The organism is Halomonas sp. E14, from assembly GCF_052568415.1.
In genome coordinates this window covers 3106768-3121512 of sequence record NZ_CP199423.1, presented here as the reverse complement: position 1 = coordinate 3121512, position 14745 = coordinate 3106768, and the positions used below count along the sequence as shown (strand labels likewise).

14 protein-coding genes are annotated in these 14745 nt (G+C 65.2%); 11 read left to right on the top strand and 3 right to left on the bottom strand.

The window, feature by feature from the left end:
* Positions 1-326 precede the first annotated feature (326 nt).
* Both ACT7B3_RS14525 and ACT7B3_RS14520 read left to right on the top strand, forming a co-directional pair.
* On the top strand, positions 327-1529 hold the full coding sequence (locus ACT7B3_RS14525) for a zinc-binding dehydrogenase (RefSeq protein ID WP_445158885.1): 1203 nt from the start codon (positions 327-329) through the stop codon (positions 1527-1529).
* On the top strand, positions 1526-2572 hold the full coding sequence (locus ACT7B3_RS14520; RefSeq protein WP_445158444.1) for a proline racemase family protein: 1047 nt from the start codon (positions 1526-1528) through the stop codon (positions 2570-2572). The genes ACT7B3_RS14525 and ACT7B3_RS14520 overlap by 4 nt, the downstream gene beginning before the upstream one ends.
* Here ACT7B3_RS14520 and ACT7B3_RS14515 read toward each other — a convergent pair.
* Entirely contained in the window at positions 2563-3582 is a 1020-nt protein-coding gene (locus ACT7B3_RS14515) for an ion transporter (RefSeq protein ID WP_445158443.1), read from the bottom strand. The genes ACT7B3_RS14520 and ACT7B3_RS14515 overlap by 10 nt on opposite strands.
* Before the next feature lie 120 nt (positions 3583-3702).
* Complete coding sequence (gene arfB, locus ACT7B3_RS14510; protein WP_445158442.1) at positions 3703-4116, bottom strand: alternative ribosome rescue aminoacyl-tRNA hydrolase ArfB; 414 nt, start codon at positions 4114-4116, stop codon at positions 3703-3705.
* A gap of 226 nt (positions 4117-4342) precedes the next feature.
* Here arfB and ACT7B3_RS14505 point away from each other — a divergent pair, with 226 nt between their 5' ends.
* From ACT7B3_RS14505 to ACT7B3_RS14470, 8 genes are all read left to right on the top strand, one after another.
* Positions 4343-5950 (top strand): BCCT family transporter, encoded by a 1608-nt coding sequence (locus tag ACT7B3_RS14505; RefSeq protein ID WP_445158441.1) that lies wholly within the window; start codon positions 4343-4345, stop codon positions 5948-5950.
* A gap of 95 nt (positions 5951-6045) precedes the next feature.
* Positions 6046-6372, top strand: a complete 327-nt coding sequence (locus ACT7B3_RS14500) for a thioredoxin family protein (protein WP_445158440.1) — start codon at positions 6046-6048, stop codon at positions 6370-6372.
* An 84-nt stretch (positions 6373-6456) separates the two neighbouring features.
* Positions 6457-6921 (top strand): DUF3618 domain-containing protein, encoded by a 465-nt coding sequence (locus ACT7B3_RS14495; protein ID WP_444676831.1) that lies wholly within the window; start codon positions 6457-6459, stop codon positions 6919-6921.
* Positions 6922-6928: 7 nt separating this feature from the next.
* A complete protein-coding gene (locus tag ACT7B3_RS14490) occupies positions 6929-7315 on the top strand; it encodes a copper resistance CopC family protein (RefSeq protein WP_445158439.1) in 387 nt (128 codons plus the stop codon).
* A gap of 155 nt (positions 7316-7470) precedes the next feature.
* On the top strand, positions 7471-8316 hold the full coding sequence (locus tag ACT7B3_RS14485) for a PRC-barrel domain-containing protein (protein ID WP_445158438.1): 846 nt from the start codon (positions 7471-7473) through the stop codon (positions 8314-8316).
* A 232-nt stretch (positions 8317-8548) separates the two neighbouring features.
* The gene (locus ACT7B3_RS14480; RefSeq protein WP_445158437.1) at positions 8549-9346 is read left to right on the top strand and encodes an endonuclease/exonuclease/phosphatase family protein; all 798 of its coding nucleotides are present in this window, start codon (positions 8549-8551) and stop codon (positions 9344-9346) included.
* The gene (gene clsB / locus ACT7B3_RS14475) at positions 9343-10581 is read left to right on the top strand and encodes a cardiolipin synthase ClsB (protein WP_445158436.1); all 1239 of its coding nucleotides are present in this window, start codon (positions 9343-9345) and stop codon (positions 10579-10581) included. Before ACT7B3_RS14480 ends, clsB begins: the two co-directional genes overlap by 4 nt.
* Positions 10559-11578, top strand: a complete 1020-nt coding sequence (locus ACT7B3_RS14470; RefSeq protein ID WP_445158435.1) for a lysylphosphatidylglycerol synthase domain-containing protein — start codon at positions 10559-10561, stop codon at positions 11576-11578. The genes clsB and ACT7B3_RS14470 overlap by 23 nt, the downstream gene beginning before the upstream one ends.
* 13 nt (positions 11579-11591) lie before the next feature.
* Here ACT7B3_RS14470 and ACT7B3_RS14465 read toward each other — a convergent pair whose 3' ends face one another.
* Positions 11592-13583 carry an acyltransferase family protein gene (locus tag ACT7B3_RS14465; RefSeq protein ID WP_445158434.1) on the bottom strand — a complete coding sequence of 664 codons (1992 nt, stop codon included), beginning with the start codon at positions 13581-13583 and terminating at the stop codon, positions 11592-11594.
* Positions 13584-13972: 389 nt separating this feature from the next.
* Here ACT7B3_RS14465 and nfsA point away from each other — a divergent pair, with 389 nt between their 5' ends.
* Positions 13973-14704, top strand: a complete 732-nt coding sequence (gene nfsA, locus ACT7B3_RS14460; RefSeq protein WP_445158433.1) for an oxygen-insensitive NADPH nitroreductase — start codon at positions 13973-13975, stop codon at positions 14702-14704.
* The last annotated feature ends 41 nt before the right edge of the window (positions 14705-14745 follow it).

Below are 14745 nucleotides of genomic sequence, written 5' to 3'. Positions count from 1 at the left end.
TGTCTCCTTCACCTGGGCGTGTCCTGCCAGAAAGAATAGTGAGCCTTGCCATAGCGCGCCTCCCTTGCCTGTGAGCAAGGAAGAAAGAACCTTCGCTCAAGCCGGGAAAAACAGAAAAAAAGCTCACTGATCAACGGTATGCAGCGCCGCTTTGGGCGTGCTTCAATCGCTGGCATTGCCGTGAGCTTGCCTGCCGTCTCTCCTCTCCTCCCACTGCCAGCCGCTCCGGCTTGCCTAACGCGGTGAGGACACAAGCGACGAGGCGCCTGGCTCGGCGCAGGCAGCCGTTACTACAGCCCAGGAGGACCCAGGTGTCGAACGACAACATGCCGCAGATTCCGGCCACCATGCACGCCATGCTGTTGACCGGCCATGGCGATCTCGACCGGCTGGTGTATCGAAGCGACGTCGCCACACCGCGCCCCGGGCCGGGCGACGTGCTGGTGCAGGTCACCGCCACCGCCAAGAACAACACCGACCGCAAGGCCCGCGAGGGGCTCTACCCGACCAAGGACAAGGGTGAGGTGACCTCCTTCGCCATGGGTGGCGAGGCCACGCTGACCTTCCCGCGCATCCAGGGTGCCGACGTGGCCGGCCGCGTGGTGGCGGTGGGTGAGGGGGTGAGCGCCTCGCGCATCGGCGAGCGCGGCCTGCTCGACTTCAACCTCTACCCCGACGACCGTCGCGACATCAACCTGACGCCGGACTACTACGGCCACGGTGCCGACGGTGGCTTCGCTGAGTACATCGCCGTGCCGTCGGACCAGTTCCATCATGTGCCCAACCCCGAGCTGGCCGATGCCGAGCTGGCGGCGATGGGCATGTGCTCCTACCAGACCGGTTACCACATGATGACCGTCGCCAACATCGCGGCCGGCGAGCGTGTACTGGTCAGCGGCGCCAGCGGAGGCGTAGGCACTGCGCTGATTCAGCTGTGCCGCATCGTGGGGGCGATTCCCTATGCAGTGAGCCAGCCCGACAAGGCCGAAGCGCTGCTGGCGCTGGGCGCCGAAGCGGTGATCGACCGTGGTGAGCTGCCCACTTTCGTCGAGCGGGTGCTGCAGGCGACCGGCGGCGCGCCCATCGACGCGGTGATGGACCTGGTCGGCGGCGAGATGACCGACCTGTTCATCGACACCATGACCGGCGACATGCAGGCGCGCACCACCTATCCGCGGCTCTCCATCGCCGGGGCCAGCGGCGGCAACCTCAGCGAGATCATGTGGACGCGCATCTACCTCTATCAGGTGCAGATCTTTGGCGTTTCCCACGGCACCCGCGAGGAGGCCGAGCAGCTCATCGAGTGGATTCGCGGCGGCCAGCTCAAGCCGGTGCTTCACGCGGCGTTCCCGCTTTCCGAGCTGCACGCGGCGGAGCGCTACTTCGTCAACCGCGGCAGCCACTTCCTGGGCAAGATCGTGATCGTGCCCGATGCCCAGTGGGCCGAGCATGGCGCTCGCTTTGCCCTGAAGGGCGACGCTTCCAAGGGTGATATTTCCAAGGGCGATGCTTTCAAGGACACTCCATGAGCCACGAACTCAGGCTGCAACTGCTCGACACCCATGCTGGCGGCGACGTCAGTCGCATCGTGATCGGCGGCATCGACCCGCTGCCGGGCGACACCGTGCGCCAGCAGATGGAGTACCTGGAAAACGATGCCGATGGCCTGCGCAAGCTGCTGTTGAATGAGCCCTACGGCATCCCCGAGATGTCGGTGGACCTGATCGTGCCGGCCTGCGACCCGCGGGCACAGATGGGCTACATCATTATGGAAGTGATGGGCTACCCCATCTATTCCGGCTCCAACACGCTGTGTACCGCCACCGCGCTGCTCGAGACCGGGCTGATTCCCAAGCGCGAGGGTCTCCAGCACTTCACGCTGGAATCGCCCGCCGGGCTGGTGCAGATCGAGGCGCGGGTGGAGAACGGTGTGGTCGAGGCGATCACCTGCGGTGGCCTGCCGAGCTACATCGACACCTACCGCGAGCGCATCCACGTGCCCTCGATCGGCAACGTGACCTACAGCATCGCCTACAGCGGCGGCTTCTACGCCCTGGTGGACGCCACCGAGCTGGGCTTTTCGCTCAAGCGCGAGGAGGAGCGGGCGCTGGCCGAATGCGCTCATCGCATCGTCGAGGCGATTCAGGCGCGCAGCGGCTTCTCCCACTACACGCTGGGCGACGTCGGGCCGCTGCCGTTCCTCCACTTCATGGGGCCGGTGGAGCGCATCGCCGAGGATTTCTACCGCTCGCGTTCAGCCACCTACGTGCATCCCGGCGTGATCTGCCGCAGCACCACCGGCACCGGCACCTCGGCGCGGCTGGCGTTGATGCACTACGAGGGCACCATCAAGCCCGGCGACCGGCTGGAAACCGTGTCGCTGCGCGAAACCGGTTTCATCGGCCAGTTCATCGAAGCCCGCGAAGCTGGCGGCAGGCACCAGGTGGTGGAGAACACCATCACCGGCAAGAGCTACGTGCTGGCGCGCTCCGAGATCGTGATCAACTGCGACGATCCGCTGGTGGAGTGTGGCGGGCTGCATCACATCCTGACCAGCCGCCATCAATCGTAGCGACGCCGCCACTGCTTGACGGCGATCTGCTCCTTGACCAGCTCGAGCATGTCGTCGAGCACCTGCTCGGTCACTCGATCGGTGTGCTCGTCGACCTGCAGCCAGGTGTCGATGCCGCTGTCGGCCATGCGCTCCACCAGGGCGGTGAACTCGGGCGAGCGCAGCCCCTCCATGGCTTCATGGACCAGCCGACAGGCCAGGTCGCTGATGCTCGACTCCATGCTGCGAGCCATCAGATCGCCCATCGGCAGGCGCCGCAGGCGCCTGACCTCCTGGCTGTCGGCCACCGTCCGGTTCACCAGCGAACGAACGTAGCGCATGGTCTCCTCGCGGTTGCGCGCATAGGCGTTGCCGGTCATTTCCTCCAGCCGCCGGGTGATTTCGTGGATCAGCTGCTGCTTGCGCGGCATCACCACCCGATCGACGACCCGCGTGGAGAGCGAGTCGTTGGAGCGGATCTGCTCCTGCATGTTGCCCAGCAGGCGAATCGCCACGCGATCAGAGAGCTCCTCGAAGAAGATGTCGTAGTACTTGACGTAGAAGGCGTAGAGCTGCCAGCCGCGTACGTCGATCAGCCCCAGCCGCTGCAGCCGGTTCAGCAGCCCGATGATGCGCAGGACGCGCAGCAGGCGGAAGCCGCCCACCGGGATGCAGCCCAGCACGTCATACCAGTGCACGAAGGGGTAGAAGAACCAGCGGTGGTAGCGCCGCTCGGCGATGGCTGCCGCCCAGCCGAGCAGCACGTCGAGCACGAAGATGGCGACGAAGATGAGGTCGATACGGACGAAGTTGGCGTGGATAGTGTCGTCGTAGGCAGCATGCAGGCCCGGCGCCACGGCGGCGAAGGCGTCATTCAGGGGGTCCAGCAGGAACAGGCTGTCGAACAGCAGTAGCGCCAGGTTGGCAACCACCAGCACCATGATCACAACGTCCCAGACCAGGTGAAGGCGTTCCAGCCCCGGGCTCAGCGGACGCGCCACGCTTCTCGATGGCGTCTGGCTCGATGGCATATCGCTTGAAGACGGGGCTCTCGACGGCCTGGCTCGCGTTGGCATGACGGCTCCTTGGCTCGGGTACGCACTCGTTGCGTTAAGCCTAGCAGTCGCTTGCCCGAGGCGTTTCGCAGTTGCCTAGAGCTTCACCTTGCCGCGCAGTGCCTTGGTCTGCCCCTTCTTGGTCTTGCGATCCACCCGCTTGCGCTGCGAGGCGCGGCTCGGCTTGGTGGGCTGGCGCGACTTGCGGGTCTTCACCGCCTCGAGGATCAGCGCCTTGAGCCTGGCCAGGGCATCCTCGCGGTTCAGCTCCAAGGTGCGAAAGCTCTGCGCCTTGATCACCACCACCCCTTCCTTGCTGATGCGGCTGTCGCAAAGCGCCAGCAGCCGCTCCTTGTAGAAGGGCGGCAGGCTGGAGGCGGGAATGTCGAAACGCAGGTGTACCGCCGAGGCCACCTTGTTGACGTTCTGCCCGCCGGCGCCCTGGGCGCGGATCTGGCTGATCTCGATCTCATGCGCGGCAAGCGTCACGTTATTGGAAATGCGCAGCATGTCGTCCTCGTGTGCCGGCCGTAAAGGCCAGCCCCAGGCTAGCACACTCGCCCGCGGTCGGGCTGGGTGTGCAGCGGTGTAAGTGAATGAAGTCCTGCGTAGTGAAGCGTAACGCCGGGCGGGCCGCCACGCGCCGCAGCCCAGCCGCTGCTATCGTTGCCTTAGGCCCGTCGAATGTGGGACGTCACCAACCGGCGCGGAAGCCGCTACCCAGGAGGCAATGGATATGCCGACTCACTCCGATGCTGATCGCTACGGCAGCGCCAAGCGCCACAATCTGCTGGGCGTGCCCGTTCACCGTGCGGTCTTCCTCACGGCCGCCGCCGTCATCCTGCTGCTGGTCATCGTCGGGGTGACAGTGCCGGACAGGATGCAGCAGGGCGCCGAGGCGGTGCAGGAGGCCATCGCCGACTACTTCGGCTGGTTCTACCTGCTGGCGATGAACGCCTTCCTGGTGCTGGCGCTTTATCTGATCTTCAGCCGCTACGGCAGCGTGCGGCTCGGCGGCGAGGACGAGCGCCCGGAATTCTCCAACTGGGGCTGGTTTTCCATGCTGTTTGCCGCCGGTACCGGGGTAGGGCTGCTGTTCTACGGCGTGGCCGAGCCGCTCTCCTTCTTCTCCGAGCCACCCTTCGGCGAGGCCGAGAGCGAGCAGGCCGCCCGCGATGCCCTGGTCCACAGCTACTTCCACTGGGGCTTGCACGGCTGGTCCATGTACGGGCTGGTGGGGCTTTCGCTGTGCTACTTCTGTTTCAATCGGGGCCTGCCGCTGACCATCCGCTCGGCCTTCACGCCGCTGCTGGGGCGCAAGCGCGTGGAAGGGCCGATCGGCAACGGTATCGATGCCCTGGCCGCCGCCGGTACCCTGATCGGCGTTGCGGTCTCGCTGGGTCTGGGCGTGCGCCAGATCAACACCGGGCTCGAGCATGCCTACAATATTCCATCCAACCTCGGTGTGCAGATTGCGCTGATTGCCGGCATCACCTCGGTAGCGCTGATCTCGGTACTGACGGGCCTGGCCAAGGGCATCCAGCGGCTGTCGAAGCTGGCGCTGCTGTTCGGTGCGCTGCTGGTGCTCTACGTGTTGGTGCTTGGGCCCACGGCATTCATCTTCAACGCCATGCTGGAGAGCCTGGGCAGTTACCTCAACCAGATTCCCAGCCGCGGTACCTATACCGAGGCCTTCAATCCCCCCGATGCCGAGCGCTGGCAGAATGACTGGACCCTGTTCTACTTCGCCTGGTGGATCTCCTGGTCGCCCTTCGTCGGCCTGTTCATCGCCAGGGTGTCGCGCGGCCGCACGCTGCGCGAATACCTGCTGGGGGTGCTGCTGGTGCCGACCCTCACTTCGATACTGTGGCTGACCGTGATGGGGGGCTCGGCGATCTACCGGGAGCTGTACGAGGCGAGCGGGCTGGCCAATATCGTGCACGACGAGCCGGAGCTGGCCTTCTTTCTGTTCCTCGACAACTTCCAGGTGCCCGACTGGCTCGTGCTGACCAGCATGACGCTGATGATCGCCACCGTGGCGATCTTCTTCGTCACCTCGTCGGACTCCGGCTCGCTGATCATCGACATCATCACCTCCGGAGGCGACCCGCACCCATCCAGGGTCACGCGGGTGTTCTGGGCGATCATGGAGGGGCTGGTGGCGTCGATCCTGCTCACCGCGGGTGGTCTGGAGGCGTTGCAGGCGGTGGCCACCATCTCGGGCCTGCCGTTTGCCGTGATCCTGCTGCTCATGTGTGCCGGGCTCTATGTCGGTCTGCGTCGATGCGAGCACCCGGGGCGTTCGGCGTCGGTGGAACCCGGCGCCCGCCGCGATCGTGCATGACTCCCGCAGCGGCCGGGTTGAGCGCAGCGGGTATGGCCTCCTAAAGTTGTGCACAGGCAAGCAACGCGTGTGCGAGACACCGCAGGAGGGACGTCATGCCCATGCAAGAGCGCTATCTCGCCGAGGAGCCGAGCCTGGCGGAGGTCACGGCCATGGCCGGGCCGCTGCTGCTCGAATTCGGCACGCCCTGGTGCGGCTACTGCATTTCGGTGCAGTCCTCGCTGGCCATGGCCCTGGCTGAGTACGACGAGGTTCTCCACCTGAAGATCGAGGACGGTCGCGGCCGGCGTCTGGGCCGGGCCTTTCGCGTCAAGCTGTGGCCCACGTTGGTCTTTCTTCGCGACGGCGAGGAGCTGGAACGCCTGGTACGTCCCACTGGCAGTGCCGTGATCAGGGCGGCGCTTTCGCGTATCGCGGCCTGAACGGCGTGCGCTTGACGCCAGCCCAGCGGCAGGCCAGCTTGAAGGAGCAGCGTTAACCATTGGCAATGCCAAGGAGGTCATGACATGGAGCGTGAACGCAACGCGGAAGTGATCGAAGCGGAGATTCAGGCGACAAGGGCGCACCTCGACGATACCTTGCATGCGCTGGAGCACCGTCTCTCACCGGCACAGCTTCAAAGGGAAGCCCGGGCGCTGCTGCCCAGTGGCGGTTCCCGCCGGTTTCTTTCCAACCTGAGCCAGGCGATCAAGCAGAACCCGGTGCCAGTGCTGCTTACCGGGGTGGGCCTGAGCTGGCTGATCGTCTCCCATCTCAGGTCGCAGCGGCGCCCGGCCCGCCACGCCCAGGCGGGCTACGAGCCCCGCAGAATCCCTGCCTGGCAGGAAGCGCCGCAACGCATGGTGGCCACCCACCTGGGCACCCAGCAAGGGCGCTCGCGCATGTCGCAGCATCGGCCGGACGTGATCGGGATTGCGACGCACCTGGGCACCACTCAGGGCTGGCGCGGCTACGTCCACCCCGGACTCTGAGCGGGCCATGGCGCGTGGTGGCGGGGGCGTCCTCCAAGGGCGAGCCTCGCTCGTCCTGCTGGCCTGGCTAGCGCTGACGCTACCGCCGGTCAACGCCCTGGCAGCGGGTGTCCAACTGGTCGACAGCGTGCCGGAAGATGGTGCGCGGCTCGATGCGCCCCCTGCCCAGCTCGAGATCCGCCTCAGCGAGCCGGTGCGCCTTTCTCATTTCGTGGTTTCTGGCCCGGGGGGGATGGTGGCGCTTAGCGAAAGCCCGGAAGGTCAGCTGGGCGAGCATCATCGTGCCGTGCCGGCCGAGCCACTGGCACCGGGTGAGCACCGCATCGCCTGGCGCGGCATGGCCGGCGGCGGCACCGAGACGGCCGGTGGCTATCGCTTCGAAATTGCGCCGTGAAGTTGGGGCTTTCTTGCAAATAATTGCTTTTCGTTACGCAACGCTGCGCAATGTTGCTGGAAGCGAAACGGGGCGGCCCTATGCTAAGGGTAGACGCTAGGGACAGTCGCAAGTACAGGCCCGGAAAGCGGGCGCTTACTCAAGGAGGAAGTGACATGAAGATGAAAAGAACCCTGCTGGCCGTTGCCATTGGGGCGATTTCTGCCGGTCTCGCCGGCGGTGCCCTGGCTCAGGCCACTGAGAATGAGGCTGCGAACGACGAGCAGCAGCAGGAGCAGCTGCTCGACAACCAGGAGGCTCAGGGCGGCCAGGAGGACCATAACGGCAACCAGGGTGAGGCGACCGCCGTCGACCAGGATACCGAGGAGGAGGATGCCAACCTCGATGACCTTGATGCCGAAAGCGAGCTGCCCGATGAGGGCGACGACGCCGAGGACTACGAGGAAGTCGATGATGACCTGGATGGCGACCGGGCCGATGCCGACGCCGCAGGGGACACCGAGGCCGGGCAGGCCGAGGATGATGCGGCTGCTCAGGACGATGCGATACAGGCCGACGACGTCGCAGCCCAGCCGGGTGCCGAAGGGCAAACCGCGCAAGGGGGACAGGCCGGTGCGGCGGATGGCTTTGCGGCAACGGGTCCGGCCGACGTGGGCCAGGGTGCCCAGCTGCACGATTCGCTGAGTGGGCTGATGGTCAGCGAAGTAGAGGGCATGACCGTGGTCAACCAGAACGGCGAGAACCTGGGCCGGGTCGAGAATGTGGTGCGCCACGATGATGCCGGCGACCTGCATGCGATCATTACGGTGGGCGGCTTCTGGATCTTCGGCGGCTCCGAGGTGGCGCTGCCGCTGGCCGACATGCAGATGGAAGGTGAGCAGCTGGTGCTGCAGGACATCCTCGGCGAAGACGAGCTTGACGGCATGGCCAGCGACTACGACGAAGACCGCTACAGCGACGTTGACGGCAACCTGATGCTGGGTGAAGCCGCCGGGCGCTGACAAGTCGCCGCGTTAAGCGGCGCTTGCCCGGCAAGCATCGCGGCAACGAAAGGCAAGGCCAGGGGCCTTGCCTTTCGTGTTTCCGGCGCGGGTGCATGGGCGGCATGCGCTCATCCTGCGGGCATGGCGCCATGTCATGTCCGCTTCATGCCAAAGCATGGTTCGGCATCCCCTGCTACGCTTTTTCTGACTGGCTGGCCAGGCAGGCCTTCATCGTCAACGCAGGAAAAGGATGTCAGCAGTGAAAGTGACGGACAGGACGCCGCAGCAGGCGATTGCCCAAGCAGCGCCGGTGAGTTCGCTGCAGGTCATGACGATCAACGTGCACAAGGGCTTCAACGTCTTCAACCGACGCCATATCCTGCCGGAACTGCGTGATGCCGTGACCACGCTGTCGGCGGACATGGTGTTCCTGCAGGAAGTGCTCGGCGAACACCGCAAGCACGCGCTGCGCTTTCGCGACTGGCCGGGCGTGCCCCAGTACGAATACCTGGCCGACACCATGTGGCCCGAGTTTGCCTATGGCCGCAATGCGGTCTACCCCGATGGCGACCATGGCAATGCGCTGCTGTCGCGCTTTCCGATTCGGCACTATGAAAACCGCGACGTATCCATTCATGGCACCGAGAAACGCGGGCTGCTGCACTGTCAGCTCGATGTCCCGGGCCAGCCGCCCGTGCATGCCGTGTGCGTGCACCTGGGGCTGCGTCAGGGGCACCGCCTGGAACAGATGAAGCTGCTTTGCCAGCTGCTTGACGAGCTACCGGGCGATGAGCCGGTGATCGTGGCGGGTGATTTCAACGACTGGCGGCTGCGGGCCGATGCGGTGCTCGCCGAGTGCGGCCTGCACGAGGCCTTTGTGCACTGCCATGGGCGCCCGGCGAAGACCTTTCCGGCGCACTGGCCCCTGCTGCGCCTCGACCGCATCTACGTGCGCAACGCCAGCGTGCACAACCCCCGCGCCCTCTCGCGCAAGCCATGGTCGCATCTGTCCGACCATGTTCCCCTCATCGCAGAGATAGGCCTGTGAAATTCCAATGGAAGGAAGGCAACCGCGCCGACCTCTTGATCAATGGAAGCGAATACTTTCCCGCCGTGTTCGACGCCATCCGGGCGGCGCGGCGAGAGATCCTGATCGAGACCTTCATCATCTTCAATGACGAGGTCGGCCAGGCGCTCAAGGCGGCACTGATCGATGCCGCATCGCGCGGGGTGCGCATCGAAGTGACGGTGGATGGCTACGGCACGGCGGACCTGGACGGCGACTACATCGCCGAGCTGGCTGCCGCCGGCGTGCACATGCACAGCTACGACCCGCAGCCGCGGCGGCTCGGCGTGCGCACCAACCTGTTTCGCCGCCTGCACCGCAAGATTGTGGTAGTGGATGGCGAGCTGGCCTTCATCAGTGGCATCAACTACGGCTGGGACCACCTGCCCGAGAAGTACGCCATGGGCAAGCAGGATTACGGCGTGCGCGTGCGCGGGCCGATCGTCGGCGACATCCGCCGTGCCGCCCGGGCGCTGCTGGTGGAGCACCAGGCCGTGCAAGACCTGCCCGACAGCCAAGGCGAGACTGCGCCCGCGGGCGACGCTCCCATGCGCCTGGCCATCCGCGACAACTACCGCCACCGCACCGATATCGAGGATCACTATGTCGCGGCGATTCGTGCGGCCAGGCGTCGGCTGCTGATCGCCAACGCCTATTTCTTCCCCAGCTACCGGCTCTGGCACGAGCTGCGCACGGCGGCGCGTCGTGGGGTCGACGTCATTTTGATCCTGCAGGGCCGGCCCGACATGCCGTGGGCCCGGGTGCTTTCCAGCTCGCTCTACAGCTACCTGCTGAAGGATGGCATCCGTATCTACGAGTACAAGGAGCGCCCGCTGCACGCCAAGATCGCCATCGCCGACGAGGAGTGGGCCACGGTGGGCTCGAGCAATCTCGACCCGCTGAGCCTGTCGCTGAACCTGGAGGCCAACCTGTTCATCCGCGATGCCGAACTCAACCGGCAGCTCCACGCGCACCTGACGGGGTTGATCGACGACAGCTGCCACCTGATCACCCCGGAAGTGGCGGAACGCGGGCGCTGGTGGCGAGCCCCGCTGATGTTCATGAGCTACCACTTCCTGCGTCACTTTCCCGTCAGCATGGGCTGGCAGCCGGGGCACACGCCGCGGCTGGAACCGTTGACCGACAAGCCGCCAGGGAAACAGCAGGCGCTCGACGACGCCGACAAGGAGGGGTATGAAAGCGAACGCAACGGCTAATTCACTGACCCGCCAGCGCTGGCTCGGCTGGGCCAAGCGCGCCGTTACCCTGGTGTTCTTCGTGCTGGTGGCGGCCCTGCTGGTGACGCTGATGCGCAACGTGGACTGGCCCGCCGTGGCGGAAACGCTGCGCGGCTACGCTGTGCTGACGCTGCTGGCCGGTGCCGGTATCGCCGCGGCCAGCTACCTCGTATTCAGCAGCTATGACCTGCTCGGCAAGGCCTACACCGGCCATGCGCTGCCGGCCAGGCGGGTGATGCTGGTGGCCTTCGTGTGCTACGCCTTCAACCTTAACCTGGGCGCCTGGGTCGGCAGCCTGGCCATGCGCTATCGGCTCTACACGCGCCTGGGCCTGGGTGTGGCTACCGTAACGCGGGTGCTCAGCGTGAGCCTGATCGCCAACTGGTTGGGCTACATGCTTCTGGCCGGCGCGATCTTTGCGTTTCGCCTGCTCGAGCTGCCGCAGAGCTGGGAGATCGGCGCCGCAGGGCTGCAGGTGGTCGGCGTCGGGCTGCTCGTCGTTTCCTTCGCCTACCTGGCTGCCTGTCGCTTTTCCCGCCGGCGCCTGTGGCAGGTGCGCGGCCATGAGATCGTACTGCCGCCTTTGCGGCTGGCGCTGCTGCAGGCCGCCCTGGGCGCGCTGAACTGGACGCTGATGGCGGCGCTGATCTACCTGCTGCTGCCGCCGGGGCTGTTCTTCCCCGGCATTCTCGGCATCCTGCTGATCAGCGCCATCGCCGGGGTGATTACCCACATACCCGCCGGTCTCGGGGTGCTGGAAGCAGTGTTCCTGGCGCTGCTGCAGCATCAGGTGGCGCCCAGCGTGGTGCTTGCCGCGCTGATCGGCTACCGGGCGCTCTATTTTCTGCTGCCGCTGGTTGTGGCCTGCCTGGCGTACCTGGCGCTCGAACGGCGCGGGCGCAAGCGCAAGCGTGAGGCCCGGCGAGACACCCTGGCAGCGCCAGGCCGGGCCGAGACCAAGGCGGAAGACGACTGAGCCGCCGGTCGCCCTAACCGAACAGCTCGGGAAAGGCACGCTCCATGCGCCGCTCCAGCATCTCGCTCAGGTACATCACGTAGGGCACGTGGACGTGGTCGGTGTCGCGGTAGATCAAAAACCCCTCGTAGGTGACGGGGCACAGGCCGTCGGCACAGAAAGCGTCCGTCATGTCGATCGAAGTGATCAGCGCCGCATACTCACGCGCCGGGTCCTGTTCGGCGAGCACCTCCTCCTGGGCGACCGCGCATTCCAGATAATCGAGGCGATTGCGATGCAGACACTCGGGCACGTCGAAGTCGAAGCGCGGGTTGTCGCGAATGCCGAGCACCGGAATACCGTGCCGGGCAAGGGCACGCCAGTTTTCCACGTAGCCTTCCGGCACGCTCTCCTCGCCGGGCTCGGTGCGGGTGGAGTTGGTGATCACGGCCACCGGATCCAGCTGCACGATCGCCTCCAGGGCGTTTGCGTTCCACGCCACGCAGGAGGCGTTCGAGTCCTCGACCACGCCGAACGGACATGACGACTTGGTCATGTTGACGATCTTGAAACCGTTGTCCTCGCCGATCTCCTCCAGCGCCGGCAGCCACTGGGTGGCATGCGAGCCACCGACGAGCACCACTACCCGCTCCGAGCTTAGGTCACCGAACTCGCAGGTGATCGCCTCGTCATCCTCCTGCGATTGGTGGCAGTCCATCTCATAGGGCGCTGGCAGGGTGTCGCGTGCGGCGATGAGCTCCGCCCGGTCCACGGCAATGGGGTCTTCCTCCAGCCGTATGCCGGCCTCTTCCCGAGGGGCGATCTCCCCCTTTTCCAAGGCCACCATCACGCTGCTTTGTATCTGATTGAGTTCGCTTCGGTAAAAGGAGGCAAGGGTAGCCACCGGGGCGAGAAATAGCGCGCCGATGACATAGCCAGAGACCGCCTTGCGGCGGGGTATCAGCAGGGTGGGGCTTTCGACCAGCGTCTTGGTCAGGTAGGACAGGCCGAAGGAGAGCAGAATGATGAGCAGGCCCGGCACCAGGCCGACCGTGCCGGCGTTGAAGAGCTCGCGGTAGAACACCAGCAGCGGCCAGTGCCACAGGTACAGGGTGAAGGACATGCCGCCGATGAACACCAGCGGCCGAGACGCCAGCAGCCTGTTTCGATGGCTGCCCAGGCCCGAGAGAATCACCAGCAGGGCGGCGGCCACCGGGAACAGCGCGACCGGGCCGGGAAAATGCGCGCCCCGTGGGATGAGGGCGGCGCTGGCCGCGACCAGCGCCAGGCCCAGCACGCTCAGCCAAGGCGCCAGCCCATTGCGCAGCCTTGCCCATGGGGAAAGCAGGAATAGCAGCCCGCCGGCCAGGAACTCCCACCCCCTGGCGAAGGTGTTGAAGTAGGTCGAGACGGGGTCGCGGGCCACGGCGGCGGTGGCGTAGAGGAAAGAGGCGGCCAGCAGCAGCGCAAAGCCAAGCACCAGCGGCAGGGGCGAACGCACCTTGCGCGCCCACAGGGCCAGCGGCAGCAGCACGAAGGGCAGCAGCGCATAGAACTGCACCTGTACGGAGAGTGCCCAGAATTGCTGCACGGGGCTGGCCGGAATATCGGAGGCCAGGTAGTCGACCGAACGCCGCATCAGCAGGAAGTTCTCCAGGTGCAGCATCGCCGCGATCACTTCGTTCACGAACCCCTTGATCAGGGAGGGCGGCACAAGATAAAAGCCCGCCGCCAGCGTACCCAGCAGCACGACATAGGCCGAAGGTGCGATCCTCACGATAATTCGGGACCAGAAGCGCCATACGCTGCTCATCCCTTCGCCGAGGAAGCCTCGCATCAGCAGGGCGGTCATCAGGAAACCGGAGACGACGATGAAGATGTCTACGCCGCCGGACACCTTGTTGAACCAAATATGAAACACCATGATCGTGATGGCGCCGACGGCTCTCAGGCCCTGAATGTCTTCCCGGTAGCCGGCTGCACCATAGTGGCGTTCGAGCGTGAAGTCCTCTCCTTTCGCAAGCAAAGCGCTGCCCTCCTTGAGCATGTTTACCGATGACGTTCACGATGATTTTGGGTCGGATGATGCTACCTTGGGAGGGGTTTTTCTGGCGACTTCACGTCAGTTACAAAACTTCTTTAGCGTAAGAATTAGAAATTTTTTATCTCTTTTGTGTGGCTGCGTAAAAATGGGTAAGGGGCGCCTTGCGGGAGACAATCGCTGGCTGAGGCTTCGGAATGTGCCGTAAGGGTCAGCAGCGTGGGCAGCGAGGCTGAGTCGAACGGGCAGAAATTCCGGTTAACTGTGCGGCAAGCGTAGCACATGGCAGCAGCGTTCAGCGGCAGGCATGCAATATCGCGCAGGCTGAATGATAATAAGCAGGTTAATGAACGACACGCACTTCGCGAGGCGACATGAACCCCACCATCGAACTGCTGAAATCCCATCGCTCGATCCGCAAGTTCACCGAACGCAAGATCCCCCACGAGCTGCTGCGGGAATTGATCAGCGCCGGCCAGGCTGCGGCGACCTCCAACCACGTGCAGGCCTACAGCGTCATTCACGTCACCAACCCGGTCAACCGCGAGAAGATCGCCGAGCTGACCGGCGGCCAGGGGTATGTCGCCAGCGCCTCCGATTTTCTGGTGTTCTGTGCCGACATGAAGCGACCCACCGAGGCCGCCGAGCGCATCGGTGCCCATGTCGTGCGCGGCATGACCGAGCAGCTGCTGGTGGCCAGCATCGACGCCGCGCTGATGGCTCAGAACGTCGCCATCGCCGCCGAATCCGAAGGGCTCGGCATCTGCTACATCGGTGGCATTCGCAACAACCCTCAGGCGGTCAGCGACCTGCTGCACCTCCCTGAGCACGTTTACCCGGTGTTCGGCATGTGCCTCGGCTACCCGGCGCACGAGCCGGACATCAAGCCGCGCCTGCCGGTGGAGGCGGTCCTCAAGGAGGACGCCTACTGCGACGACAGCGAGCTGGTGGCCGCCTACGACGACGCCATGCAGACCTACTACGGCCAGCGCAAGGGGGGCAACAAGGACACCAACTGGTCGAAGAGCCTCACCCCGCTGTTCACCAGCAAGCTGCGGGCCCATATGCGCGAATTCCTGACCAGGCGCGGCTTCGAGATGAAGTGACGGCTGCCGCCCGCACCCTCTCTGCCGCACCTTCTGGGCGG

Coding starts and splice junctions, on each gene's coding strand:
- ACT7B3_RS14525 (WP_445158885.1), top strand. CDS start 327: ATGCCGCAGATTCCGGCCACCATGCACGCCATGCTGTTGACCGGCCAT.
- ACT7B3_RS14520 (WP_445158444.1), top strand. CDS start 1,526: ATGAGCCACGAACTCAGGCTGCAACTGCTCGACACCCATGCTGGCGGC.
- ACT7B3_RS14515 (WP_445158443.1), bottom strand. CDS start 3,582: ATGCCATCGAGCCAGACGCCATCGAGAAGCGTGGCGCGTCCGCTGAGC.
- arfB (WP_445158442.1), bottom strand. CDS start 4,116: ATGCTGCGCATTTCCAATAACGTGACGCTTGCCGCGCATGAGATCGAG.
- ACT7B3_RS14505 (WP_445158441.1), top strand. CDS start 4,343: ATGCCGACTCACTCCGATGCTGATCGCTACGGCAGCGCCAAGCGCCAC.
- ACT7B3_RS14500 (WP_445158440.1), top strand. CDS start 6,046: ATGCCCATGCAAGAGCGCTATCTCGCCGAGGAGCCGAGCCTGGCGGAG.
- ACT7B3_RS14495 (WP_444676831.1), top strand. CDS start 6,457: ATGGAGCGTGAACGCAACGCGGAAGTGATCGAAGCGGAGATTCAGGCG.
- ACT7B3_RS14490 (WP_445158439.1), top strand. CDS start 6,929: ATGGCGCGTGGTGGCGGGGGCGTCCTCCAAGGGCGAGCCTCGCTCGTC.
- ACT7B3_RS14485 (WP_445158438.1), top strand. CDS start 7,471: ATGAAGATGAAAAGAACCCTGCTGGCCGTTGCCATTGGGGCGATTTCT.
- ACT7B3_RS14480 (WP_445158437.1), top strand. CDS start 8,549: ATGTCAGCAGTGAAAGTGACGGACAGGACGCCGCAGCAGGCGATTGCC.
- ACT7B3_RS14470 (WP_445158435.1), top strand. CDS start 10,559: ATGAAAGCGAACGCAACGGCTAATTCACTGACCCGCCAGCGCTGGCTC.
- nfsA (WP_445158433.1), top strand. CDS start 13,973: ATGAACCCCACCATCGAACTGCTGAAATCCCATCGCTCGATCCGCAAG.